The sequence below is a fragment of the Gryllotalpicola daejeonensis genome (assembly GCF_039538145.1).
Taxonomy (GTDB): domain Bacteria; phylum Actinomycetota; class Actinomycetes; order Actinomycetales; family Microbacteriaceae; genus Gryllotalpicola; species Gryllotalpicola daejeonensis.
Map to the genome: position 1 here is coordinate 338702 of NZ_BAABBV010000002.1, position 25521 is coordinate 364222.

The 25521-nt window shown below is 67.4% G+C and carries 22 protein-coding genes; 12 read left to right on the forward strand and 10 right to left on the reverse strand.

Translation table 11 applies throughout. The features are described from left to right. Positions 1-2: 2 nt before the first annotated feature. The gene (locus ABD736_RS14545) at positions 3-434 is read right to left on the reverse strand and encodes a DUF2304 domain-containing protein (RefSeq protein WP_344792586.1); all 432 of its coding nucleotides are present in this window, start codon (positions 432-434) and stop codon (positions 3-5) included. Positions 435-441: 7 nt separating this feature from the next. Continuing rightward, the gene (locus tag ABD736_RS14550; protein WP_344792587.1) at positions 442-1086 is read right to left on the reverse strand and encodes a glycosyltransferase family 2 protein; all 645 of its coding nucleotides are present in this window, start codon (positions 1084-1086) and stop codon (positions 442-444) included. Positions 1087-1228: 142 nt separating this feature from the next. Here ABD736_RS14550 and ABD736_RS14555 point away from each other — a divergent pair, with 142 nt between their 5' ends. Further along, a complete protein-coding gene (locus ABD736_RS14555; RefSeq protein ID WP_344792588.1) occupies positions 1229-2530 on the forward strand; it encodes a nucleotide sugar dehydrogenase in 1302 nt (433 codons plus the stop codon). A 6-nt stretch (positions 2531-2536) separates the two neighbouring features. After that, positions 2537-4162, forward strand: coding sequence for a DUF2142 domain-containing protein (locus tag ABD736_RS14560; protein WP_344792589.1), 1626 nt, complete (start codon positions 2537-2539; stop codon positions 4160-4162). Positions 4163-4169: 7 nt separating this feature from the next. Here ABD736_RS14560 and ABD736_RS14565 read toward each other — a convergent pair whose 3' ends face one another. Further along, positions 4170-6479, reverse strand: coding sequence for a hypothetical protein (locus ABD736_RS14565; RefSeq protein ID WP_344792590.1), 2310 nt, complete (start codon positions 6477-6479; stop codon positions 4170-4172). A 206-nt stretch (positions 6480-6685) separates the two neighbouring features. On the opposite strand from ABD736_RS14565, the gene ABD736_RS14570 reads away from it, so the two are divergent. Together ABD736_RS14570 and ABD736_RS14575 are read left to right on the forward strand one after the other, a co-directional pair. Beyond that, positions 6686-7627 (forward strand): ABC transporter permease, encoded by a 942-nt coding sequence (locus ABD736_RS14570; RefSeq protein ID WP_344792591.1) that lies wholly within the window; start codon positions 6686-6688, stop codon positions 7625-7627. An 11-nt stretch (positions 7628-7638) separates the two neighbouring features. Beyond that, positions 7639-8802: an ABC transporter ATP-binding protein gene (locus ABD736_RS14575; protein WP_344792592.1), complete on the forward strand. Its 1164-nt coding sequence runs from the start codon at positions 7639-7641 to the stop codon at positions 8800-8802. Between the two features lie 16 nt (positions 8803-8818). Here ABD736_RS14575 and ABD736_RS14580 read toward each other — a convergent pair whose 3' ends face one another. From ABD736_RS14580 to ABD736_RS14590, 3 genes are read right to left on the reverse strand one after another with little or no spacing between them, the layout of a single operon-like run. Then, positions 8819-9820: a glycosyltransferase family A protein gene (locus ABD736_RS14580; protein WP_344792593.1), complete on the reverse strand. Its 1002-nt coding sequence runs from the start codon at positions 9818-9820 to the stop codon at positions 8819-8821. After that, entirely contained in the window at positions 9810-10739 is a 930-nt protein-coding gene (locus ABD736_RS14585) for an NAD-dependent epimerase/dehydratase family protein (RefSeq protein ID WP_344792594.1), read from the reverse strand. Before ABD736_RS14585 ends, ABD736_RS14580 begins: the two co-directional genes overlap by 11 nt. Next, the gene (locus ABD736_RS14590) at positions 10732-12006 is read right to left on the reverse strand and encodes a rhamnosyltransferase WsaF family glycosyltransferase (protein WP_344792595.1); all 1275 of its coding nucleotides are present in this window, start codon (positions 12004-12006) and stop codon (positions 10732-10734) included. Before ABD736_RS14590 ends, ABD736_RS14585 begins: the two co-directional genes overlap by 8 nt. 178 nt (positions 12007-12184) lie before the next feature. Between ABD736_RS14590 and ABD736_RS14595 the strand changes: the two genes are divergently transcribed. From ABD736_RS14595 to ABD736_RS14630, 8 genes are read left to right on the forward strand one after another with little or no spacing between them, the layout of a single operon-like run. After that, complete coding sequence (locus tag ABD736_RS14595) at positions 12185-13051, forward strand: glycosyltransferase family 2 protein (protein ID WP_344792596.1); 867 nt, start codon at positions 12185-12187, stop codon at positions 13049-13051. Between the two features lie 36 nt (positions 13052-13087). Then, positions 13088-13681, forward strand: coding sequence for an acyltransferase (locus ABD736_RS14600; protein WP_425555033.1), 594 nt, complete (start codon positions 13088-13090; stop codon positions 13679-13681). Then, the gene (locus ABD736_RS14605) at positions 13681-14778 is read left to right on the forward strand and encodes a DegT/DnrJ/EryC1/StrS family aminotransferase (RefSeq protein WP_344792598.1); all 1098 of its coding nucleotides are present in this window, start codon (positions 13681-13683) and stop codon (positions 14776-14778) included. Before ABD736_RS14600 ends, ABD736_RS14605 begins: the two co-directional genes overlap by 1 nt. After that, positions 14778-15764 (forward strand): Gfo/Idh/MocA family oxidoreductase, encoded by a 987-nt coding sequence (locus tag ABD736_RS14610; RefSeq protein WP_344792599.1) that lies wholly within the window; start codon positions 14778-14780, stop codon positions 15762-15764. Before ABD736_RS14605 ends, ABD736_RS14610 begins: the two co-directional genes overlap by 1 nt. An 8-nt stretch (positions 15765-15772) precedes the next feature. Next, entirely contained in the window at positions 15773-16945 is a 1173-nt protein-coding gene (locus ABD736_RS14615; RefSeq protein WP_344792600.1) for a glycosyltransferase family 4 protein, read from the forward strand. Then, positions 16942-18153 (forward strand): glycosyltransferase family protein, encoded by a 1212-nt coding sequence (locus ABD736_RS14620; RefSeq protein ID WP_344792601.1) that lies wholly within the window; start codon positions 16942-16944, stop codon positions 18151-18153. The genes ABD736_RS14615 and ABD736_RS14620 overlap by 4 nt, the downstream gene beginning before the upstream one ends. Before the next feature lie 8 nt (positions 18154-18161). Beyond that, entirely contained in the window at positions 18162-19358 is a 1197-nt protein-coding gene (locus ABD736_RS14625) for a glycosyltransferase family protein (protein ID WP_344792603.1), read from the forward strand. Next, a complete protein-coding gene (locus ABD736_RS14630) occupies positions 19355-21133 on the forward strand; it encodes an ABC transporter ATP-binding protein (protein WP_344792604.1) in 1779 nt (592 codons plus the stop codon). The genes ABD736_RS14625 and ABD736_RS14630 overlap by 4 nt, the downstream gene beginning before the upstream one ends. Positions 21134-21153: 20 nt before the next feature. Here ABD736_RS14630 and ABD736_RS14635 read toward each other — a convergent pair whose 3' ends face one another. The 4 genes from ABD736_RS14635 to ABD736_RS14650 are packed head-to-tail and all read right to left on the reverse strand — an operon-like array spanning position 21154 to position 25512. Beyond that, complete coding sequence (locus ABD736_RS14635; protein WP_344792605.1) at positions 21154-21600, reverse strand: hypothetical protein; 447 nt, start codon at positions 21598-21600, stop codon at positions 21154-21156. Then, positions 21597-22952, reverse strand: a complete 1356-nt coding sequence (locus ABD736_RS14640; RefSeq protein ID WP_344792606.1) for a glycosyltransferase — start codon at positions 22950-22952, stop codon at positions 21597-21599. Before ABD736_RS14640 ends, ABD736_RS14635 begins: the two co-directional genes overlap by 4 nt. After that, positions 22949-24256, reverse strand: coding sequence for a glycosyltransferase family protein (locus tag ABD736_RS14645; protein WP_344792607.1), 1308 nt, complete (start codon positions 24254-24256; stop codon positions 22949-22951). Before ABD736_RS14645 ends, ABD736_RS14640 begins: the two co-directional genes overlap by 4 nt. Positions 24257-24300: 44 nt before the next feature. Continuing rightward, entirely contained in the window at positions 24301-25512 is a 1212-nt protein-coding gene (locus ABD736_RS14650; RefSeq protein ID WP_344792608.1) for an acyltransferase family protein, read from the reverse strand. Positions 25513-25521: the final 9 nt, after the last annotated feature.

Genomic DNA, 25521 nt, shown 5'->3' on the forward strand with positions numbered 1-25521 from the left:
GGCTACTCGGCCCCGCCTGGCCGGTCGTCCGCGTCCGGTGCGGTCTCGCTCGGCGCGATATCGGCCGACGCGATGCCATCGGCAACGTCGCCGGCCGCCTGTGGCGCCTCAAGCAGGGCGATGCGCCGGGCGAGCACGGTGACCTGCTTCTCGATGTAAGTGCTACGGCGCTGCATGACGAGCGCGTTGCCGAGGAAGACGACGATGAGCCCGTAGAGCAGCAGGTCCGTTCCTCGGCCGATTCCGACGAGGTGCGCGACGGTCGTGAGCACGTTCGGGAAGACGACGGCCAGCACGGCGAGGGCGAGGACGATAACGAGCACGATGCGCCGCAGGGCGACGTGCCGCACACTGCGTGTCGGCAGCATCAGGAAGACGGCGAACGCCACGAACGCGACGATCAGGACGATCTTGATCAGCAGCTGCGCTTCCACGTCGTCCCTACTTCAGAAAGAGTTCGCTGAGGATGTTGATCGAGTTCCACAGCGACTGGCCCTTCGACTTCGAGTAGTCAGTGTAGAGAACCTGCACTGGCTGCTCGGTGTATCGCAGGCCCTTCTTGCCGATCTCGCCCACGATCTCCGAAGCATGCGCCATGCGGTTCTGGGTGATCCGGATGCGCTCCGCAGCTGAGCGCGTGAAGGCGCGCAGGCCGTTGTGAGCGTCGGTGAGCGCAACGCCCGTCGAGTAGCGCTCGAAGCGCACCGCGGCGCGCAGCACGATGCGGCGGAGTGCCGACATCTCGGTGCGGCCGTCGAGGAACCGAGAGCCGAGCACCACGTCGTACGACTCGGTGTCGAGGCGCTTCACCATGGCGAGCGCGTCTTCGACGCGGTGCTGCCCGTCTGCGTCGAACGTCACGAGGTAGTGGCAGTTCGGGTCGCCCAGTGCGTAGTCGATGCCGGTCTGCAGGGCCGCGCCCTGGCCGAGATTGATGGGATGCCTCACCACGCGTGCCCCCGCGCGCCTCGCAGCCTCGGCCGAGCCGTCGCTGCTGCCGTCGTCGACGCACACGACGTTGGGGAAGGTCTCGCGGGCAGCGGCGACCACAGAGCCGATGACCGACGCCTCGTTGTACAGCGGCACGACGAGCCACGTGCGCTGTTCGACTGGATTACTGATGGGGAGGCCTCCTCAGGTGGCGAGTTTAGTCGACAGCCACCCGGGAAAGCGGGCGGCGCGACGTTCATCGGGACCCGCGCAGAAACGTCCACCTAGGATGATTTCCGTGAAGATCGCAGTCGTCGCCCTCGGCAAAATCGGCCTCCCGCTCGCAGTTCAATTCGCCTCGAAGGGACACGACGTCGTCGGCGTCGACGTCAACCAGGCGACCGTCGACCTTGTCAACCGCGGCATCGAGCCCTTCCCCGGCGAGGCCGAGCTGCAGGAGCGCCTGAGCGAGCTGGTTCCAGCCGGCCGCCTGCGCGCCACCACCGACTACGCCGACGCCATCCCCGGCGCTGACGCCGTGGTGCTCGTCGTTCCGCTCTTCGTCGACAGCGAGGCGCGCCCCGACTTCGGCTGGATGGACGGTGCGACCCGCTCACTCGGTGAGCACCTGACCCCCGGCACCCTGGTCTCGTACGAGACGACACTGCCGGTCGGAACCACCCGCACGCGCTGGAAGCCGCTGCTCGAGGAGGTCTCCGGCCTCACCGAGGGCGTCGACTTCCACCTCGTGTTCTCGCCGGAGCGCGTGCTCACCGGCCGCGTCTTCGCCGACCTGCGGAAGTACCCCAAGCTCATCGGCGGTCTGAGCCCCGAGGGTGCCGCGCGTGCGCGGGAGTTCTACGAGGCGGTGCTCGACTTCGATGAGCGCGACGACCTCGCCCGCCCGAACGGCGTATGGGATCTCGGCTCAGCTGAGGCCTCAGAATTCGCGAAGCTCGCCGAGACCACCTACCGCGACGTCAACATCGGCCTCGCCAACGAGTTCGGCCGCTTCGCTGAGCGCACCGGCATCGACGTCTACCAGGTGATTGAGGCGTCGAATTCGCAGCCCTACTCGCACATTCACCGCCCCGGCATCGCGGTCGGCGGGCACTGCATTCCCGTTTATCCGCGCCTGTACCTGTGGAACGACCCCGAGGCGACGGTCGTCGCCGCGGCACGCGCCGCGAACGCCTCGATGCCCGCGCACGCAGTGAGCATGTTGCAGGGCGCCTACGGCGATCTCGCCGACGCGAAGGTCGTCGTGCTCGGGGCCGCCTACCGGGGCGGCGTCAAAGAGACAGCGTTCTCCGGCGTGTTCCCGACTGTCGATGCGCTGCGAGCCGCGGGCGCCGAGGTCTACGTCCACGACCCGCTCTACACCGAGGACGAGCTCGAGAAGCTCGGCTTCACCCCGTACTCCTACGGGACCGAGGTTGACGCAGCGATCATCCAGACCGACCACGCCGAGTACCGCGAGCTCGGGCACGAGAAGGTTCCGGGCGTGAAGGCCATTGTCGATGGCCGGCGCATCAGCTCTGCGCAGAACTGGCCGAGGGCCACCTACCGCGTTATCGGTGCGGCGCCCGCGACCGCATAGTCCGTGATGTCTCGCTTCTGGAACATCATACGGATCCTGCTCGTCCCGATCCTGCTGTTCGGCGCCCTGGCGACCTGGGCGGTCGCGTCGCCGGTGGGCTCCGCCCCAGACGACGACTTCCACCTTGCGAGCATCTGGTGCGCACAGGGCGATCAGCCGGGCCGCTGCGAGGCGACCTCGTCGGAGACCCACAGGATGGTGCCCGCCGCGATCGCGGTACCGCCGTGCTACCGCGATCACCCTGACATCACATCGATCTGCGCAGGCGACCTCGACGCGGCGTCCGCTCTTCAGCTCCAGGCGACGCGCCGGGGCAATTTCACCGGGGCGTACCCGCCGGTCTTCTATGCCGCGATGAGCATCTTCATCCAACCGAAGAGCATTCCGGCGTCGGTCGTGGTCATGCGCCTGGTCAACGCCGCGCTCTTCGTCGCACTGGCAACGGCGCTGTACTGGCTGCTGCCGCTCAGACGCCGCTCGACCCTCGTGCTCTCGATGACTGCGACGTTCATCCCCCTCGGCATCTTCCTGATTCCGAGCGTCAATCCGAGCGGGTGGGCTATCGCATCGGCCGGCACTCTCTGGCTCGCGCTCGTCGGCTGCTTCGAGACGACCGGCGCCCGGCGCTGGGGTCTCGCTGCCCTCTCGGCTGTTTCAGCGGTGATGGGCGCCGGGTCGCGCGGTGACGCCGGGCTATTCGTCGCGGTCGGCGCTGTTCTCGCGATCTTCCTCGCCTGGCGCAGATCGCGCAGCTTCTGGAACTGGCCCGTCATCATCCTGTGCGCCGCCATCATCGCCGCCGGGCTGTGGAGCGCCTTCGGCACCGGCATGGGCACGGGAGCCGCAACCGGTGGCTTCGGCACCAGTTCGGTGAGCGCGGGCGCCGCAGGGAGCACGACGAGCACGACAACCGCGGCGACACCGGGGCAGGAACATGCCGGGATCGGCCTGCTGTTCTGGAACCTGATCAACGTGCCGTCCCTCTGGCTCGGGTCCCTTGGCACCTGGGGACTCGGGTGGTTCGATGTCACACTTCCCTGGATCGTTCCGGCGTGCACGATCGTCGTGTTCGGGTTCGTGCTGCTGTGGGGCATGCGCGACTCGACACCGCGCAAGATCATCGCCATGACGGGCGGTGTCGTCCTACTGACGGCCCTGCCCCTGGTCATCCTGCAGAAGTCGCACGTACAGGTCGGCACCGAGGTGCAGCCGCGCTACCTGCTGCCGCTGCTCACGATGCTCGTGGCCGTCGCCCTGTTCCGCTTCGGCCGAAGAATCCGTTCTCTCACGCTCACTCAGCGCATCCTGATCGCCGCTCTCGCGGCGGTCGCCAATGGCGCGTCACTGGGCATCACCGTGCTGCGTTACACGCTCGGCCTCGGCACGCGCAATTCCGGCTTCAACCCGAGCCGCGGCACGGTGTGGTGGTGGTCGCACCTCGTGCCGACACCCGACATCGTCATCGCGCTCGGCGTCGTGCTGTTCGCCTGCGCGATCTTCGCACTCATGCTCTGGGGCATCCACGACGCCACGGAGCTCGGCGCAGCCGAAGTCGCAGCCGCGGATGCCGCGAGCGACGAGACGGGCACGCGCCCGGGCATCGCGACGAACCAGTCCACGCTCGCGGGCTGATTCCGGGTCAGGCCGCTGGCCCTGAGGGAATCGCCGTGGCGAAGTCTGCGTTGACGGGAAGCCAGTTCGCGGTCGAACTGCCGTTCAGCTGCGTGTAGCGGGACATTGATGAGATCGGCAGCTTCTTCCCGCCCTTGAGCTGGTAGATGGAGCCGTTCGGCGTCTTGATGAACTGCGTCGCCGCGGGTCCCAACTTGAGGATGGCGCACGCGAACGAGTCGAGTGGGACGTAGGTGAACGGGTAGTCCCCCGCGAGGGTGGTCGGCACCAGGTGCTCCTCGCCGCCTGCGGCGACGTACTTCGCCGTGCCGCAGCTCACGCCCCACGTCAGCAGTTGCGCAGCCCTCGGGTACGCGTTGAGACGGGCCTGTGTCGTATAGGCAAGCTCGGTGAAGCCCGCTTCGGTCGCGTACTCGAGCCTGCTCATCGCGATCTTCGACGTCACGCCGTTGATGACGTACACGGTTGCATCGCTGGTCGAGCGGGTCAGCGTGTTGGAGGTCAAAGCGACCGGCCCCTTCGCCGGCGCCGCCACGACATAAGGCAGGACGGTGTAGATTCTCGGGTTCGGCTTGCCACCGGCGAGGGCGACCAGCGATTCCCACGCGCCGACGGGCAGGATCTCGTTGCTCATCACGATGTAGACGGTGCTGGAGCCCGCCGTCTTGATCGTCGACCCCGGCGCGATCGTTCCCTTGCTCGGGTATGCCGTGAGGAAGCTCGCGGTCACCGGAGTGGCCGCCACCGTCGAGGCTGCGCCCGACCAGAGCACGCTCTGAGCCGGGCCGAGCAACCTGACCGCGCCGTCCGGTCCCTTGACGAGTCCCGCGAATACACTTCCGGTCGGAATCAGAGCGAGGCTCGCTGCGTCAAGCGAGCCGGCGATCACGCTCGAGCCGAGCGCACTCGCCTCCGCTGCCGTCACGGGCAACTTCTTGCCCCCTGTCAACAGATAGGCCTGACTGCTCCCCCGCTGCAGCGCGAAGGCGCCGTCGCGCACGATGGGCGCAGTCAGCGGAAGCGCGGAGAGCGCCCCGGGGCTCAGCACATTGAGCGAACCTGTGACGCCGGCACCCGTCTGTGAGAGCGCGTCGAGAATCTCAGACTTCTTTCCGTCCCGCACGGCATAGCGCTGCCCCGTGGTCAAGCCCATCACGTTGCTGAGCGCAGGCCCCGTCGAGAAGGTGTTCACCTGGTCCTGGGTCAGCTGCATGTAGCCGCCCGTCGAGCAGGCGCCACCGTAGTCGACGACGAGATCGCAGCTGCCGATCGGCAACTTGATGCCCGAGTCATAGAAGTACATCGATCCGGCGGGGTCCCGAATGATTCGAACCGCCCCGGCGATGAGCGACTGCGTCGTGAAGCTCGCGAGGTAGCTCGCGGTGTTGTAGCTGACCGGGCCGAGCGGAGCGAGCGAATCGAGGGTCTGCTGGTTGGGCACGACGTACTTCACCGTGCCCGAGACGAGGTAGACCGTCGCGTCGGTCGTCGTACGGACCAGAGAGCCCGCGGTCGTCGAGCCGAACCAGTCGGTGTAGAACCGCCAGAAGTTGCGGTTGCCGTAGCTCGAGCAGGAGTCGCCCGTGCCGTAGAGATTCGCCAGCGCCGCCGCATTCGGCTGGTACGGGGTGTAGTCGTAGAGGCCGGCGGTCGCCGCGTTCTGGATGTACACCGTGCCAGAGCCGCACGAGGTGGTCGGGCTGTAGAGGATGCTGTTGTTCCGGCCGGCCTGGAAGTTGAACGAGGTCGGGTACAGCTGATACGTGCGGAACTGGAGCGCCGCGTTGTAGACCTGGTTGAAGAATCCGTAATAGGTCGAGCTGCACGCCGCGGTATCCGGGCACGCGTAGCCCGTAGCCGAGCGGTACATGGTCGAGGTGGGCGACGTCGAGGTGACGAGCCCCTGCTCCTTCTGCAGCAGCACGAGCAGCGCTTTCTGGCTGATGCCGCAGACCGAGCCCACCTTGGTGATGATGCTCGCGGCGCTCTCGCTCGACGAACCGGCGTACGCGGCGCAGCGCCCCGAGACCGCCGCCTTCGACGGGGTCGCCTGGCTGTAGTTGCGCAGACACGGTTGGCCGTTCGCGGCCGCACACGAGGTCACCTGGCTGTTGAGGAAGGACTGGACGTCCGTGGTCGTCATCGCCGACCCGTTGTAGAACAGCGCGTCACTGATGATGTTCCCGGCCTGGAACTGCGATCCGACGGCGGCAGCAGTCGCGGGCTGAGCAGGTGAGACAGGCGCGGCCATGGCGACAATGGATGCCGCGACGGCCGTCACGAGCACAGCGAATGCGCCGGCGAGGCGGCGGGTCATGAGATCTCCCGGGGGTCGGCAGGGCGGACGCGCGCCAAGGATCGACACGACAGCCCCTTGCAACTTAACCGCGACGTCCGGCCGGATGGGCGGGAACACGCGGAATCAGACGCGATTTGGGGGCGCGGCGCGAGGGATCACCCAGCCGCGGCCAGTAGCATTCCGTGTCAGTGCGCTCGCGCACCCCCCACACCCGAGGAACGTGAATGACCCAACTAGACCTGCGCGCCGAGCGGATCGCGAATGAGCCGATGTCCGTCGTCGGCGCGCGATTCCGTTTCTTCGGCGGGGTCGATTCGATCGTCGACATCTGGCGTCATCGAGAGTTGCTCTTCCTGCTCATCCGCCGCGAGATCAAGTCGCGCTACAAGGGCAGCACGCTCGGCGTGGTGTGGAGTCTGTTCCGGCCGATCGCCCAGCTGCTCATCTACTATCTGGTCATCGGCAAGGTGCTCGGAGTGAGCCGCGGCACCCCCGACTTCGCGATCTTCGTTTTCATCGGCCTCACCACCTGGGGCCTCTACTCCGAGATCGTCGGCAGCTCGACGACCTCGATTCTCAGCAATTCCGGCCTCGTGAAGAAGGTCTACCTCCCCCGCGAGATCTTCCCGCTCAGCGTCATCGGCAGTGCACTTTTCAATGCGGCGATCCAGTACATCGTGCTGATCATCGCCATCGCCACCCTGTCGAGTGTTCCCTTCAATTGGGGCCCCAACATCCTGCTGGCGATCGGCGGCCTGCTGCTCGCCATCGTCTTCGCGACGGTCGTCGGTCTGGTGCTCGCGGCCGTCAACGTGTACCTGCGCGACGTGCAGCACATCGTCGAAATCGCGCTGGGCATCCTCTACTGGGCGTCCCCGATCGTGTACTCGTTCACGTACGTGAACAACATGCTCCACGGCGGCTGGCTGGAGCACGTCTATCTCTACAACCCCGCAACGCTCGCGGTGCTCGCGATGCAGAAGGGGCTGTGGGCCGCGGGCTCCGTGCCCTTCTGCCCACCGGGGGGCGCCGCGTGCATCACTCAGTACTGGCCGCCGCACCTCGGTCTCTCCGTCGCGGTCGTCCTTCTGATCAGCCTCGCCCTGCTCTGGCCGGCGCAGCGCGTTTTCGCGCGCCTGCAGGGCAACTTCGCTCAGGAGCTGTGATGTCGTCGACCATGCCTTCCATCGTTCGCGTCCATGGCGTCTCCAAGCGCTTCGTGATGCACAAGGACAAGTCCCTCAAAGAGCGCTTCCTCAACTTCCGCCAGGCACGCCGTCACACCAGTGACTTCTACGCGTTGCGTGACATCGATCTCGACATCGCCCTCGGAAGCACGGTGGGGCTCGTCGGTCACAACGGCTCGGGCAAGAGCACTCTGCTCAAGGTCATCGGCGGCATCATCGAACCGACCGTCGGCACCGTCGAGCGCCGCGGGCGTCTCGCCGCGCTGCTCGAGCTCGGCGCGGGGTTCCACCCCGACCTGACCGGGCGTGAGAACGTCTACCTCAACGCCGCGATCCTGGGGCTGACGCGCCGCGAGACCGACCGCTACTTCGATGACATCGTCGAGTTCTCGGGCATCGAGCCGTTCATCGACACGCAGGTGAAGTTCTACAGCTCGGGCATGTACGTGCGTCTGGCCTTCGCAGTGGCCGTGCACGTGGACCCCGACCTTCTGCTCGTCGACGAGGTCCTCGCGGTCGGGGACGAGCCCTTCCAGCGCAAGTGCATGGAAAAGATCGCGCAGTTCCAGGCAGAGGGTCGCACCATCGTGCTCGTGAGCCACTCAGCCGAGCAGGTCGGCAGCCTCTGCGACCGCGTCGTCGTGCTCGACGGCGGGGTCGTGCAGCACGACGGCGACCCAGGGGACGGCATCCGCATCCTTCGCGCCGGCTACGAAGCCGAACGCGAGCGGGCGGCGCACCTCGCGGAGCAGCGCGGGCTCAGTCGGGCCTACGACATCGAGTCGTTCGACACCGAGGCCGAGGTCGGCGCCGACGGCACAGCCCTGGTACGGGCTCGGATCGGCGTGACGATTCACGAGCCGAGCCACGACTGGGGCATCGGGATGGAGATCGAGAACACGCTCGGCCTTCAGCTCTATGCGATGACGACCTTCGATGCGCCTGCGCTGCCGAACACGCCGGGCTACCACGAGGTCACGGTGGAGTTCCCCGACGTGCGGCTCGGCCCGGGCACCTACCTGATCAACGTCGGAGTCGGGAACTCGTCAGGCGTCAACTTCGATCGCCGGGCCCCAGGGGGAAGCTTCGTGATCCCCGGCAAGGACTACGGCAACGGCATCCTTCGGCTCACGCCTCAGATCAGCGCCAAGTGAGCGCGAGCCGTCCGCGCTACCGGGCGGGCAGGTCGCCGCACTTGCGCTTGTGCTCGAGCGACCCAGCACGCACCGCGTCGGGGTCCGTGACGTCGATCAGCGTCGAGCGGCGATAGCTGCGCCACTTGCGCGCCTGGTAGAACGGGTTCACGGCGAGCCAGTACAGGCGCCGCTTGACGCTATACGAGCCGTCGCGCACGATGCGCGCGGAGTCGCCCAGCGTTCCCCTCACCGTCAGCTTGAACGCCTGCGTCGCCGACAGAGGCGGCAGCTCGGCGCCGATCTGCCGTAGGCCGACCGTCTCGTCGAAGATGCGATGGCCGTATTCCGCGTAGCTCAGGTCATTCGAGTGCTCGACCGCAGCTTGCGGCGCGTATGCCTTCACGAGACCTGCGTCGATGATGTCGCGCCCGAACATCTGGTCTTCCGCGTAGCGCACGTCGCGGTACGGGATCTCGTTGAGCAGGAAGGATCGCCGCGTCGCCGAGTTGACGTCGGAGTAGTACGACATGGCGTCGAGCACCGCCTGCGGAAGGGGCGCATCGCCGTCTCGGTAGAACAGCGTGACACCGTGGTCGGGGCCGAGGTTCTGGAACATCCCATTGACTTCGTAGCGCTGCAGCGGGAACGCGCGCGGACGCGCGACCTGCTTGCCGAGCACGGCCACCACCTGCGGAAAGCGCCGCATCGGCTCGATGATCGCGTGCAGCCAGCGAGAATGCGCCGGCACCGCGTCGTGCGTCAGATACGCGATGAACTCGCCCCGAGCCTCGCGCGCGGCGAGGTTGCGGGTGCGGCCGTGGCCGAACTCCTCGTTGGGGATCTGCAGCAGCCGCACCTCGGGGAACTCGGCGATGATGTCGAGCGTCGCATCGGTGGAGCCCGAATCGATCACGAGCACCTCGAAGCTGCCGTCGAACTCCTGAGCGCGAAGCATCTCCAGGATGCGGCGGAGATACGTCTCGCCGTTGTAGGTCAGGATCGCGACGGTGGCGTCGAGGGAGCCCTCAGTTGACATTCTCTGATTCGATCTCTCGGTAGGTGCGGGTGACGCCGTCGGCCAAGCTGGTGAAGTCAACGTCGCCGAACGTGCTGGTGTAGCGGTTGATGTCGAGGACGACTCGATCGACGAAGGTCGGCGGCGACGGGCGACGATCGATCTCGAAGTCGCGACCGACGACCTCGCGGATGACGGCCAGGATCTCGGCCACGGAGTGCCCGATGCCTCGGCCGAGGTTGTAGACCAGATGCTCTTCGCCCTTGCCGATCATGCGGACGATCATCTGCACGAGGTCCTCGACGTAGATATAGTCGCGCACCATCGACCCGTCTCCGAACTGCACGACCGGCTGGCCGAGCGCGATCTGCCGCAGCGCGATCGGGATGAGGCCCTGCTTCTTGTTGGGATGCTGGCGCGTGCCGTACGGGTTGGAGATGCGCAGCGCCGTCGACTTGAGACCATGCTTGGCGTCGTAATACCGCAGGTAGTTCTCAATCGCCAACTTCCCGATCGCGTACGGCGAGACGGGTTCAGTGACATCGTCCTCCGCGAAGGCGTCCTTGGATTGCTGGCCGTAGATCGCGCCGCCAGTCGAGGCGAGATAGAGATGCCGGATGCCTGCGTGAGCGGCGGCATCGAGCAATTCGACCGATTGAATGAGGTTCGTGCGCAGATCGAGGGTCGGGTCGGCTTCGGCCGTGGCCGGCGTCGTCGTCGACAGAAAGTGGAAGACGTAGTCGCAGCCGGCGACGGCGGCTTCGAGGTCAGCGCGGCTCAGGAAGTCTCCCACGAGCTGTTCGACCCCGCCGGCCTGGTAGTTCACGGTGCCGTTGCTGAAGCGATCGAATGCGCGCACCTGGTGCCCCGCGCCGACGAGCGCATCGACGAGGTGCGAGCCGATGAAGCCATTGGCGCCGATGACGACCGACTTAGCCACGCATCGCCCTCTCGAGCGCCTCGACGAACTGCTTCCCCGACTCTCGCCAGTCCGTGTTCGACACCGACTGAGACATGGCGACCGCCCGCTCTGGCTGATCCGGGCGCTCGAGAACCTCAACCAGGCGATCGGCCACTGCACGGGGCGAGGCGGGGACGTACTCGATGAACGGATTGTCCGAGACCAGGCGGTTGTTGGGCCCGTCGTTCACGACGGGTGCCACGCCGGCCGAGATCAACTCGAGCGGAAGCAGCGACATGTTCGACAGCGACATGACGAGGCCGGCAGCGCAACGGTTGTAGAGCTTGTTGAGCTGCGATAGTTCGAGGCTCGAATGATTGACGTATTCGAACGGAAGCGGCCAGTTGGAGACATCCCAGCCGGCGAGGTTGATCGTCACATCCGGGCGCAGTCGTGCGAAGTCGCCCAGTGCCAGGGCGCCGAATTCGAATGCCCGCCGCGCCGTGACCGGGCGCGCATAGAAGAAGATCTCGTTGCGGCGTCCCGTGTTCGTGAGGTGGTAGCGCTCGGCGTCCACCGCGAAATCGAAGTGCGCGGTCTTCATGCCGTACTCACGCGCCAGCTTGTCGGACAGCCACCCGCCCGCCGTGATGCCGTAGAACCCGAAGCGATAAGTATTCTCCGCCAGAAGCGATTCAGAGCCGAGCGGATAGAAGCTCGCCTCGAAGTCCTGCACGAAATAGAGTCTGCGCGCGGTGCTCTTGTCGAGGAAGGCCGGGTACGCGGTCTCCCAACCCGTCGCGAAGATGGCCTGCGCACTCGAGTGCACGCCCTCAGCGCTGTAGTTCCGGATCTCTGCCTTCAGGTCGGGAAAGGCCTCAGAAGCGGCGAGCATCGCGCGAACGTCGGGGATGCTGATGCTGTTCTCGGTGCGCGCGTCATAGAGGTAGATCGTGCAGCGGTGGCCGGCGTCCTCTGCGTAGCGGATGAACCGGAAGAGGTTCTGGTGGCCGCCGCTCTCCTTTCCCGGAGGCGACATGATCCAGGCGATGTCAATCGGTCCGGACTTCACCGTGATCGGCGACGCGAGCTGCGGGCCGGGCCTGGTCCAGTCAGCCGCGAGCGCATCCTCTTCGCGCACCAGCATCGACGGCCTGTGGACGGCAGCCAGTTGCGAAAGCTTGGCGAACCCGCGCGACGCGTACGAGCGCCAGCCTTCTGAGCGAATGACGCGCCCGTAGCGAACGAACGCACGACCGGTGCGAACCCCAAGCTCCTGAGGGCCTTCCTCGCGCAGCACCTTCATGGCACGACCGAACGGATTCAAGCGGACTCCCTCACATCTGTCGGCCGGTCGCTAACAGAGACGGCCAGCCCCCGGCGACTGCCATCGGAGCACTGACACTGTAGCAACGGCCCTTTTGAACTCCCCCCGGAGCGGGGCCCGTCCGATCCCCATAGGACGCGCCGATACAATTGGCCAAATGCGCGACCCAGGTGCCCTCCCCGCGGACCCCGGCGTCGCGGTCGTCACGGTCAGCTACTTCTCGACGGACGCCCTCGAGGGGCTGATCGAGTCGTTGCATGCATCCACCGTCGCCCCCGCCGCGACCATCGTCGTGAACAATGCGCCTGACGATGTGCTCGAGTTGCCGGAGCTACCCGGCCTCGAAGTCGTCGAAGCCAAGGGCAACCTCGGCTACGGTGCCGGCATCAATCTCGGTGCGCGCAGGCTCGGCCCGGACATCCACTGGATCCTCGTCACGAACCCCGACGTGCGCCTCAGCCGGCATGCGCTCGAGTCGCTCCTCGAGGTGGCGCAGGCCGAACCGGATGCAGGCGCGATCGGCCCCCGGATCATCGAGCCGGGCGGCGAGGTCTACCCCTCCGCACGGGAGCTGCCCAGCCTGCGCACCGGCGTGGGACACGCCCTGTTCGCCAATGTCTGGCTGAGCAACCCGTGGTCGCGCCGCTATCACGGCGAGTACCGCGCGTCATCAGCTCAGTGGCGCGAGACGGGGTGGCTCAGCGGTTCGTGCCAGCTGGTGCGCCGCGAGGCCTTCGACGCGATCGGCGGCTTCGACGACTCGTACTTCATGTACTTCGAGGATGTCGACCTGGGCGACCGGCTGACGAAGGCCGGCTGGCGGAATCTCTACGTTCCTGCCGCGAGCGTCATGCACACCGGCGCGCACTCGACCAAGACGCGGGCCGCGGCGATGCGCGCCGAGCACCACCGCAGCGCCTACCTCTACCTCTCACGCAAGTACTCAGGCTGGTACCTCGCTCCACTGCGCCTCTGCCTGCGCATCGCACTCGGAGCGCGGGCGCACATCACCAGCCGAGGCTGAGCCGTCGGTCAGAAGCCGCGGGATAGGATGTCTGCCGTGTTCGTAGCCCCCGGTGCCGATGTGTCCGCTGACGCCGCAATCGGGGAGGGGACCAAGATCTGGCACCTCGCCCAGGTGCGCGAAGGCGCGGTGCTCGGCGAGAACTGCATCGTGGGCCGCGGCGCGTACATCGGCTCTGGCGTGCGCCTCGGCGACAACTGCAAGGTGCAGAACTACGCGCTGGTGTACGAGCCGGCGGTGCTCGAGGCCGGCGTGTTCATCGGCCCCGCCGTCGTGCTGACCAACGACCACTACCCGCGCGCCGTCGCCCCCGACGGCTCGCTCAAGAGCGCGCACGACTGGACCCCGGTCGGCGTCACCATCAAAGAAGGCGCCTCGATCGGCGCCCGCGCCGTGTGCGTCGCGCCGGTGACCATCGGCCGCTGGGCCACGGTCGCGGCCGGCGCCGTCGTCGTCAAGGACGTGCCCGACTTCGCGCTCGTCGCGGGCGTTCCCGCCCGCCGACTGCGCTGGGTCGGCAAGGCAGGCGTTCCGCTCGAGCAGGACGAGGCCGGTGTATGGGTGTGCCCAGAGACCGGCCAGCGCTACATCGAAGACGGCGAGACCCTGAAAGAGGAATCCGAAGACTAATGAGCGACAGCAACGCATTCATTCCCGCTGCCAAGCCGATCATCGGCGACGAAGAGCGCGCAGCCGTCGACGCGGTGCTCGCAACGGGCATGCTGGCCCAGGGCGCCGAGGTAGCCTCGTTCGAGAGCGAGTTCGGCGAGGTGCTCACCGATGGCGGCCACGTCATTGCCGTGAACTCGGGCACCTCTGCGCTGCACCTCGGTCTGCTGGCCGCCGGTGTCGGCCCGGGCGACGAGGTCATCGTGCCATCGTTCACCTTCGCCGCGACCGCCAACTCGGTGGCGCTCACCGGCGCGACGCCGGTCTTCGCCGACATCGAGCCCGACTTCTTCTGCCTCGACCCCGAGGCCGTGGCATCCGTCATCACGGACAAGACCAAGGGCATCATGCCCGTGCACCTCTATGGACACCCCGCGAACATGACGGCCCTCACGAAGCTGGCCGACGAGCGCGGCCTGCTGCTCTTCGAGGACGCCGCGCAGGCGCACGGCGCCGCGCTCGGCGGCCAGAAGGTCGGCACCTTCGGCGCGTTCGGCGCGTTCAGCCTCTACCCCACCAAGAACATGACCTCAGGCGAGGGCGGCATGATCACGACGCGCGACGACGAGATCGCCCGCGTCGCGCGGCTGCTGCGCAACCAGGGCATGGAGAAGCAGTACGCGAACGAGCTGGTCGGCTTCAACAACCGCATGACCAACATCCACGCCGCCATCGGTCGCGTTCAGCTCACGCGCGTGCTCGGCTGGACCGCCCAGCGCCAGGCGAACGCCGCGTTCCTCGACGCCAACCTCGAGGGAGTCGTGACGCCGCCCGTCGCCGAGGGCGCTGAGCACGTCTACCACCAGTACACGATCCGCGTGCCTGAGGGCCGCGACGCTTTCCAGGCGGCGCTGAAGGACGAGCACAACATCGGCTCGGGTGTGTACTACCCGATCCCGAACCACCGCCTCGCGCCGTTCGCGCGCCCCGAGCACCTCGAGCAGACCGAGATCGCGGCGCAGCAGGTGCTGTCGCTGCCGGTGCATCCGTCGCTCACCCAGAACGATCTCGAGCGCATCGTGACCGCGGTCAACACCCTCGCGAAGGCGGGTGCCTGATGGCCGCGCTGCGCGCCGGACTCATCGGCATCGGGGCGATGGGCCGTCACCACGCCCGCGTTCTGCGCGAGGTCGACGGCGTCGACCTCGTCGCGATCGCCGACCCCGGCGGTGACCCGTTCAAAGTCGCCGGCGATCTCGAGGTGCTGCCCGACGTCGAGTCGCTCATCGCGGCAGGTATCGACATCGCCGTCGTTGCGATTCCCACGCGGTTCCACTTCGACGCGGCGATGAAGCTGGCGGATGCCGGGGTGCACACCCTCGTCGAGAAGCCGATCGCGCAGACGGTCGACGAGGGCCGCCAGATGACGGATGCCTTTGCCACACGCGGCCTGGTCGGGGCTGTCGGTCACATCGAGCGCTTCAATCCCGCCCTGCAGGAACTGCGGCGCCGGGTCGAGGCCGGAGAACTCGGCGACGTCTACCAGATCGCGACCCGCCGCCAGGGTCCGTTCCCCGCGCGCATCGCCGACGTCGGCGTCGCGAAGGATCTCGGCTCGCACGACATCGATCTGACGGCGTGGGTGGCACAGAGCCCGTACGCGTCGATCTACGGCCACACGATGCACAAGAGCGGCCGCGAGCACGAGGACATGATCAGCGCGACCGGCCGGCTCGAGAGCGGCGTGGTCGTGAATCACCTCGTGAACTGGCTGAGCCCGATGAAGGAGCGCCTCACGGTCGTCACCGGCGAGCGGGGTGCGTTCGTCGCCGACACCTCATCCGGCGACCTGACCTTTTTCGCCAACGGCACCTTCCCGCTGGAATGGGAGGCCGTCTCGAGCTTCCGCGGTGTGAGCGAGGGAGACATGACGCGCTTCGCATTCCCGAAGCGCGAGCCTCTGCGGGTCGAGCACGAGGCGTTCCGCGACGCCGTGCTGGGTGAGCGCCACGAGACCGTCACCATGGAAGAGGGCCTGCGCACTCTCGAGGTGGTCGAGGGGCTGCTGGAGTCGGCGCGCACCGGCCAGGCGGTCACGTTCTAGGGTTCGCGATGCGCGTCACCATCGCGAGTCGCATCTTCACGCCGGAGGCGGCGGCCGCATCGTTCCGGCTCAGTGCACTGACGGATGCCCTCGCCGACGCGGGCCACGCGGTGAAGGTACTGACGACGACAGCTCCTGCGGGGCTGCGCGGCGCCGCCCGCGCCTCCGACGCCGCCCGGCGCGGCGTGACGGTGCGCCGGCTACCGGTGCTGCGAGACGCCGACGACTACGTGCGCGGCTACCTGCAGTACCTGAGCTTCGACCTGCCGCTGCTGTTCCGGCTGATCAGTGGCCGTCGGCCCGACGCGATCGTGGTCGAACCGCCGCCCACCACGGGCTTCGTCACGCGCATCGCGGCCGGCATCCGTCGCGTGCCCTATGTCTATTACGCAGCGGATATCTGGTCTGACGCGACGGCGTCGATGGGGGCTTCATCCTTCGTGACGCGCGCGCTGCGTGTGGTGGAGCGCTTCGCCATGCGCGGTGCAGCCCATGTGATCGCCGTGACCGACGGTGTGGCCGAGCGCGTGCGGGAGATCGCCGGCCACGACCGCGTGACGGTCGTGCGCAACGGCATCGACACGACGGTGTTCACGCCCGACGGGCCCGTCGACGATGTGCCGCCGACCGCGGTGTACGCCGGCACGATGTCGGAATGGCAGGGTGCCGACGTGTTCGTGCGAGCGTGGCCCGCAGTGCTCAAGCGGGTTCCCGGCGCGAGGCTGGTGTTCGCCGGGGGCGGTACCGCGCGGGATGAGCTGCAATCACTGGCGAGAGAACTCAGGGTCGAGGCATCCGTCTCCTTCACAGGTGTCATCGCGCCCCCTCAGGCCGCGCGCCTGTTGCGGTCGGCCCGCGTGGGGCTCGTCAGCATCGTGCCCGGCACGGGGTACGACTTCGCGGTGCCGACGAAGATCCTTGCGTCGGCGGCCTGCGGCACGCCCGTCGTGTTCGCCGGCCGTGGCGCCTCCGCCGAGCTGATCGCCGGCGCCGCGCTCGGAACGTGCAGCAGCCACGACCCGGCCGCCGTCGCCGCTGCCGTTTCGGAAGCGCTCGAACAGGCGCCGTCGCCTGTCGCACGGGCGGCCGTGGCCGACTGGACGCTCGCGAACGTCTCGATCGCGGCCGTTGCGGAGCGCGTCGCGGCGATCATCACACACGCGGGACGGACGAGCTCATGACAGTGCGAAGCGCGCTCGGGGGCACCGCGAGGCGAGCCACCGCCCTGCTGCCGGATGCCGCCGTCGCGCGCATCTTCCCGCGGCGCTTCTCATGGTCACCCGACGCGCTCTCGACCCCCGTGGCGCCGGGCACGCCGATCCGGCTGTTCGTCGGACCGGTCAACTCGGCCGGTCAGGGCTACGCGTGGGCGCGCGCCGCCGAGCGGCACCTCGAGGGCGTCGGCGCCGTGGACCTGGCGATCGAGACCGCGGGTTCGCGGAAGTTCGGATACGACAGCGATCAGTCCGTTCCCGAGATGGCGTTCGCCTTCGCGAACCAGTGGCGCCGGCGGCAGCGCACGGCACTGGTCGAGGGATTCACGCACCTGCTGCTGGAGTCGGGGCGCTTCGCCTACGGCAGCGTGCCGGGCTCCACCCCGCAGCGCGTGGCAGCGGGCCTCGTCGCCGATGGCCTCACGGTCGCGCTCGTGTGGCATGGCAGCGACATCCGGCTACCGAGCGCGCACGCCGAGCTCGAGGCGGACTCGCCGTTCGGCGCCGACGGCGGGTACCCGGCGGTCAGCGTCGAGATCCTCGAGCGCAACGCCGCGCAGCACCGCGAGTTCGCCCGAACCTCCGGCCTTCCCTCGTTCGTCTCGACGCCGGGACTGCTCGACGTTCCGGGTTCGCAGTGGCTGCCCGTGGCCATCGACCCGGAGCTCTGGGCGGGCGGCGGGGAACCGCTGCGGCGCGCGGTGCCGGTGGTCGCGTTCGCGCCGAGCAATTCGCCGATGAAGGGCAGCGCAGGTATCGATGAGGAGCTCGGCGCATTGGCCGCTGCCGGCATCATCGACTACCGGCGCATCGCCAGCGTTCCGTGGCAGCAGATGCCGAGCGTGTACCGAGACGCCGACATCGTGCTCGACCAGTTCCGCCTCGGCGACTACGGCGTCGCCGCGTGCGAGGCGATGGCTGCCGGCCGCGTCGTCGTCGGCCACGTCTCCGAGGCCGTGCGCTCACACGTTCTGGCGACCACAGGCCGTGAACTGCCCATCGTCGAAGCGCGCCTCGACGCCGTCGCGGATGTCGTGCGCGACATCGCCCGCGATCCAGACAGGTACCGGGCGCTCAGCGCCGCCGGTCCGTCGTTCGTGCGCGAGGTGCATGACGGCGCGCGCTCCGCACGCGCGCTCGCGCCGTTCCTCGGCACAGACATCAAGGAGCCGTGAACCGCCCGATGACCGACCTTCCCTCAGGTGCCGCCGCGCCACGCATCCTCTCGATTTCGTTCTCCGACTTTCGCTCGGATTCCCGCGTGCTGCGCCAGCTCGACGTGCTGCACCGGCACGGGCCTGTGACGACCCTCGGCTACGGCGACGCGCCCGACGGCGCGACGGATCACATCGAGCTGCCGCGGAACCTGCCCTCGCTGCCACAGACGCCCCTCGGTGTTCTGAAGCTCGGGGTGCGCGCCTACCGCTCCGTCGAGGTCGACGCACCGGCGATGCAGGCGGCCCTGCGCGCCCTCGGCGATCGCGAGTTCGACATCGTGGTCGCCAATGAGGCACGGGCTCTGCCGATCGCGTTCCGGGTCGCGGGAAGTCCGCGCGTCTGGTGCGACCTGCACGAGTGGGCTCCGCAGGAGCGCGTGCACGTGCTGTCCTGGCGCCTGCTCGTCGCGCCGTTCATGTCGTGGATCTGCGGCCGCTATCTGCCCCGCGTCGACGCGGCGACGACCATCAACGACTCGATCGCCGCGCTCTACCGCGAGAACTACGGGGTCGAGCCCGAGATCGTGCGCAACGCGATCGCCTTCCGGCCCGAGCTGGCGCCGACCCCGGTGCCGGCCGACACGATCCGGCTCGTGCACAGCGGTGGCGCCGTGCCCGGCCGCAACATCGAGGCGATCATCGATGCCGTCGACGAGCTCGGCGGCCGCTTCACGCTCGACCTGTACCTGCTGAAGGCGCGCGAGGGTGATTCTTATTGGGGCATGCTGCAGCAGAAGATCGACGCATCGCCGCACACGACGCTGCACGACCCCGTCGCGCCCGACGAGCTGCCGCGGGTGCTGAATCCCTACGACCTCGGCGTCTTCCTGCTTCCGCCGCACACGCCGAACCACCGCATGATGCTGCCCAACAAGTTCTTCGACTACGTGCAGGCGCGCATCGGGATCGTCTTCAACTCGGCCGTCGAGACTGATCGCATCATCACGGCGCACGGCCTCGGGGTCGTGGTTCCCGGGTTCACGGCGGCCGACCTCGTCGGCGCTCTGCGCGGACTCACGCGTGACGACGTCACTGCCTACAAGACCGCGGTCGATGCCGCCGCGCGCGACCTCAGCTCGGAGGCCGACGTGGCCGTCGAGCACGGGATCCTCACACGCTTGGCCAAGTACACTCGGACGGTTCGAAAGGAAGGTCGCCGTTGAAGCGAATCTGGAGAGTCTTCCGCCGTCTGCAGCCGTATCTCTCGGCCGAGCAGCGCCGGTTCATGTGGTTCTTCATCGTGGCGTCGACCGTCCTCTCGATCCTTGACGTCGTCGCGATCGGCCTGCTGTCCCTGGCCCTCGCGACCGTGGTGCGCAACGCTCCCCTGCACGTGCCGCTCATTGGCGATATCCAGGGCGATGACTTCGTCTGGGTGTTCTTCCTCATCTGCGTGCTGATCATCGGCAAAGCGATCCTCAACGTCGGGCTGCAGTGGCTCGCGACCCGCCAGTTCGCAGGCTACGAACTGCGCTACGGCGATGCCCTCTTCGACGCCTACATCAAGGCGCCGTGGATCGAGCGAATCTCGCGGAACACGTCAGAGCTGGTCCGCATGGCCGACGTGGGGATCTCGGTGATCACCAGCGGCTTCCTTCTTCCGGTGATGACGATCCCGTCACTGCTCGCCACCTTCGTTGCGGTCTTCGCGGTGATCATCGTCGCGCAGCCGGTGACGGCCGGCATCGCACTCGTCTACTTCGCGCTCGTCGGGCTCATTCTCTACCGCTGGATCTCATCGCGAGCGATCGCTGCGGGGCGACGCAACCGCGAGTACTCGCAGTACACAGCTCGCCTCATGACCGAGATGGTGCACGCGCTCAAGGAAGTCACGCTACGCAATAAGGGCGCCGAAGTCGCGAAACAGGTGCACGCACGTCGTATGGTGTCGACGGATGCCCGCGCCCGCGCGTACTTCCTGGGCGCCGTCCCTCGCTTCATCCTCGATGGCGCGCTCATCGGCGGGTTCCTCATCGTCGGAGTCGCGACGTTCGCCATCGGCGGCTTCCCGCAGGCAGTGACCGCCGTGTCGGTCTTCGCCGTCGCCGGTTTCCGAATCCTGCCGACCATCGTGTCGTTCCAGGGGATCGTGACCAACGCACAGGCAAACATCACGCAGATCACCCCCGTGCTCCACGACATCGACGCCTCCCGCGAGTACGTCGCCCGCGCCGAACAGCTCAGCAACACGCCACTGCCTGAAGAACCGCGCCTGTTCGCTTTGGAAGGCGTCGGGTTCACCTACCCAGGCGCCAAGCGCCCGGCGCTCAAAGACATCAGCGTCGATATTCCGATCGGCAGCACGCTGGGCATCGTCGGTCCCACGGGGGCGGGCAAGTCGACGTTGATCGACATCCTGCTCGGCTTGCTCGAGCCCTCAGAGGGCCGCATTCTCATCGACGGGCGGCCGCTGACCTCCGTGCTTTCAGGTTGGCGCAGCCGCGTCGGCTACGTCCCGCAGCAGGTCGCACTGTTCAACGCATCGATCGCGCAGAACATCGCCCTCACCTGGGGCGAGGACATCGATGAAGATCGCGTGCGGCGCGCGCTGGAGCGCGCCCACCTGTGGGAGATCGTGGAGAAGCGCGACGGCGGAATGCATTCGGTCATCGGTGAGCAGGGCATCATGCTTTCCGGCGGTCAACGCCAGCGGCTCGGCATCGCCCGCGCTCTATACACCGAGCCGTTGGTCGTCGTCCTCGACGAGGCCACCAGCTCGCTCGACACCAAGACCGAGGCCGACGTTTCCCGTTCGATTCGGGAGCTGCGCGGCGAGACCACGCTCATCTCGGTGGCGCACCGGCTCTCGACAGTTCGCGACTACGACATGCTCTGTTACGTGCACGACGGCGAGATCGTCGCTCGAGGCTCCTTCGACGAGCTCGTCGCCGCAGTGCCCGAGTTCGCGATGCAGGCGTCGCTCGCAGGCCTCGCTTAATCGCTGGAACAGCCCTGCGACTAGGCTCCCGCACGTTCTGAGCGCAGCAGTGACTCAGCGGGCGCAAGCCCGTAGACCACGCGCGTGCCCGAGCCGGTCCATCGCCGGGCCGCATGCCAACCGGTGAGGATGCCGTCACGCTCGAGAACGACGACGACGTCGGCCGCGCGAAGCATTTCCCGTGCCGTCGAGTCGCGGCGCACCGCGCGGTAGAGCCTGCGCCCCCCGTCGAGCGGCGACAGGCGTAGGACATTGCGGCCCAACGGATTCCCCGACAGGAGACGCGAGAGACGTGCCGACAGCGACGACCCCGGCGAGCCGACGGCACGCGCGTCAACCCCGTCAGCCGCCGAATCCGCGCACACCCAGCTGATGACGCCGACGGTATCGGGCCAAGACGGCAGACGGAGTCGGGTCAGCGCTGCGTCGACACTTCCCGAGGGGGCGATCAGAACGATCTTGCTCATTTCGACCTTTCTTTCACGGGCAGGGATGCGACTTCGTCGGCCAGGCGCGTCACCCATGGAAGCAGTTGGCGCTCGCGTTCGAACCGGCGAGCCCACTCGCGCGCAGCGACGCGCTCTTCTTCGGACTGCACGGCTGCGCGTTCGGCGACCTCGATGAAAGCGTCGGAGACATCATCGGCACTCATGGAGCGCACTCCGCGCCAGCCGGGGTACTCCGCAAGCGTGCGCGAGGTCTCGTTCATCGGGTCGTGCACCGAGACGATCGGCAGCCCGGTCGCCGCATATTCGTACACCTTGCCCCCGGTGATGTACTTGCCTGCCCCGAACGTGAGCAGGAGCGCGTCGAAGTCGCCGTACTTCCGGTTCACCTCGTCGCGCAGCAGCGGGCCGCCGTAGCTGATGCCGTGCTCGGCGAAGCGCGGCATGACGGCGACGACGTTCTCGTGCGGCACCCCCGTGTGGTTAAGGTGCCCGAAGAGCTCGAGCTTCGAGGCCGCCACGAGCGGCGAACGGCCGCGGGCCAACGCCCACCCGTCGACGATCTCCTTGAGCGGCACCGCTCCTGAGATGGTGCCGATGTAGCCGAATACGATGGATGCCTTTGGCAGCGACCCCTCACGAGGGGGCATCACCGGAGCGACGTCGTAGCCGTTCTCGACGACATCCATCTTCTCCGCGAACTCGGGGTACTGCTCAACGTGCCAATCGCGGATGGGGCGGTTGACGAACCAGACTCGGTGAGCGCCGGCGATGAGCCGGCGCTCCCACCTGTCTACGGCCCCTCCTTTCGGCGACAGGCGGTTGCCTGAGTAGATGTCGAGCTGCCAGGCATCCCTGTTGTCCATGACGTACGGCACGCCGTGCTCGCGATACAGCACGTATCCGGGCAAGAAATCGACGTTCGGGTTCGCGGTGCCGATCGTGAGATCGACCGGGTCTTCGGCGTGCACACGGCGGGCGGCGGCCTCGAGTGCAGGCCGCCAGCTGCCGTAGTTCTTCTCAGGGAAGTCGCGCAAATTGCGACGCTGATGCGCCCAGATCCACAGCTCGGGCGTCTCGGCGCGCCAGCGTGACCAGGCGGTCACGTCATTCGCAAACGCGGGGGCATTGAACGGAACGCGCACGATGCGGATGCTCGGGTCGACCTGCTGTTCCAGCGTCAGGTCGGCGCCCGTCGACATGGTGAATGTCTCGCGCGGCGCGGTCAGCACAGTGACCCGCCAGCCATTCCGTGCAAAGGCGTTCGCCGTCGCCCACGCGCGGTAGACGCCGCTGCCGCGTGACGGGGGGTAACCCCACGCCACGTACAGCAGGTGCGGCCTGTGGTCGGCGGATCTCGGGGTTCCAGTCATGACGTCGCCTCCTCAGTGCCTACGGCGCCGATCAGTTCGGCCAATCCGTCGATCCGGGGCGCGAGCTGCGCCTCGCGTTCGAACCGGCGCGCCCACTCGCGCGCCGCCGCACGCTGTTCCTCGGTCTGCGCCGCTGCAAGCTCAGCGACCTCGATGAAAGTCGCCGCGTAGCTCTCGGCATCCGCGCGCGCGCTGCCGCGCCACCACGGATACTGTGCCAGGGCACTCGACGTGTCGTTGGCGGGATCGTGCACCGAGGCGATGGGCAAACCCGTCGCCGCGTATTCGTAGACCTTCCCGCCCGTAACATAGCGACCGGCGCCCGCCATCAGCACGAGTGCGTCGAACTCGCTGTACTTCGCCGACACAGCCGACTTCTGCAAGGAGCCGCCATGGCTGATCGCATGTGTCTTGAACCGCTCGCGCTGCGCCTCGAAGTCGCTATTCGCAGTCGCGGTGTGGCTCAAGTGACCATAGAGCTCGAGGCGCGATGCCCGCACGAGAGCGGAGCGCTTGCGCGCGAGCGCCCACCCGTCGATGATCTCGCGAATGGGAACCGCTGCGGAAATCGTGCCGACGTACCCGAATACCAGCGACGCCTTCGGCAACCTGTCCGTGCGCGGGACCGCGATTGGAGCGAAGTCATAGCCATTCGAGACGACGCGCAGCTTCGATGCGTGTTCGGGATAGACCTCGGCATGCCAGCGCAGGATCGGCTCGTTGACGAACCACACCTCGCTCGCTCCTGCCACGAGCCGCTTCTCCCAGCGATCAACGGCACTGCTTTCCGCGGTGATGCGATTCCCGCTGAATACATCGAGCTGCCACGCGTCCCGATAATCCATGACGTACGGCACACCGAATGCCTCATGCAGCACGAAGCCCGGAATGAAATCCACGTTGGGATTTGCAGTGCCGATGGTGAGATTCACCGGGTTCGCGGCGTGGATCTCACGTGCAGCGTGCTCGAGCGCACGGCGCCACCCGCCGTAAACACGCTCGGGGAACATCCGCTGCCCGCGCCATTCGTAGAATCCGTTCCAGAGCTCGGGCGCCTCGGCTCTCAGCCGCGACCATTTCCGGACGTCGTTGCGGAACCCCGGCGCAGGGAATGGAACGCGCACCACCTGGACGGATGGGTTGATGCGCGCCTCGAGGGAGGTGTCCGTGCCCGTTGTCAGAGCGAAGGTCTCGCGGTCAGCAGTCAGCACGGTGACCCGCCAGCCGCGCTCGGCGAAGGCGTTCGCGGTCGCCCATGCGCGGTACACGCCGCTGCCGCGCGAAGGCGGGTAGCCCCACGCCACATACAGCAGGTGCGCTCCGCCGGCCTGAGCTGCAGCGCTTCGGGTCACGCCGCCTCGCCACTCATCGCGGGCACCCGCACCCCGGCGTCGGCCTTAGCGCCCCGCGCGTCCCACCAGGTGCGCAGCTGACGCTCGACGGGCTTCTCGATGAAGTAGTGCAGGGCTGCGGTCGCCGCGAGCCCGACGACGAACATCGCGGCCCACCACCACAGCGTTGCCCAGCCGTGTGACTCGGGGCCGAAGATCGAACGCGTCAGGTAGATGAACGTGGCGTGCACGAGATAGAAGCAGAACGACCACTCACCGAGCGTCACCCAGAATCGGTTGCGCAGCACGGACCGCGCCCCGACGATGTCGCGTGTTGCGACGGCCGCGATCATGAGCGCGCACACAAGCACCATGCCCTCGGGGGTGAACGCCAAGATGTGGATGGCGATCCAGGTGTGCAGCGGGTAGACGGCCATCAGGCCGAGGAACAGGACGAAAGCACCCGTCAGTGCGTAGGCAACGATGGGCGGGACGCTGAGGCGCCACCCGCGGCGCATCGCCACGGCGAGGCACATGCCGATGACGAACGCAGGCAGCTGCACCACCGGCTGCGGAATGTGGTGGACCCATGCGGTCCCTGGCGTCCTGTCCATCGCCTCTCGGTACACCAGCTCCAAGACGAAGACCCCGGCGGCGACCAGAATCGCGCCGTTCGCGCTCAGGCGGCGGAACGGCTTCATGATCCACGGGTGCAGAGCGTAGAAGAAGAACTCGCACGTCAGCGTCCACGCGGCCGGATTGCCGGAGAGTTCGACGACCGGGTTGCTCCACCACGCCTGGATCAGAGGCAGCGAGAGAATCAGGATGCCGAACGAGACGGGCTTGACCCAGGTCTGCGCCGGGTCGGGATGGAAACTGTAGAAGATCGGGATCGCGATCAGCAGCGCGACGAAATGCGAGGGGTAGATCCGCGAGAAGCGCCGCCAATAGAACGTCGGCGCACCGGTGCTGGGCCGGTACGACCACGCGAGCACAAAGCCTGAGAGCACGAAGAAGAACGTGACGCCGTAAGTTCCGTAGCGCAGGAAGGGCGCGAAGGCCGGGATGGCGCCGAGGTTCTGCACGTGGTGCAGGAAGACCACGAACGCGGCGAACCACCGCAGCCCCGTGAGCGAGTCGAGCCGCCCCACGGCACCCTTGGGCAACGGCGTCGGGTCGATGAGGCGCGCGCTCGGCGCGCGCGTTACAACCACGTTCGATGCTCCCACGGGGTCCCA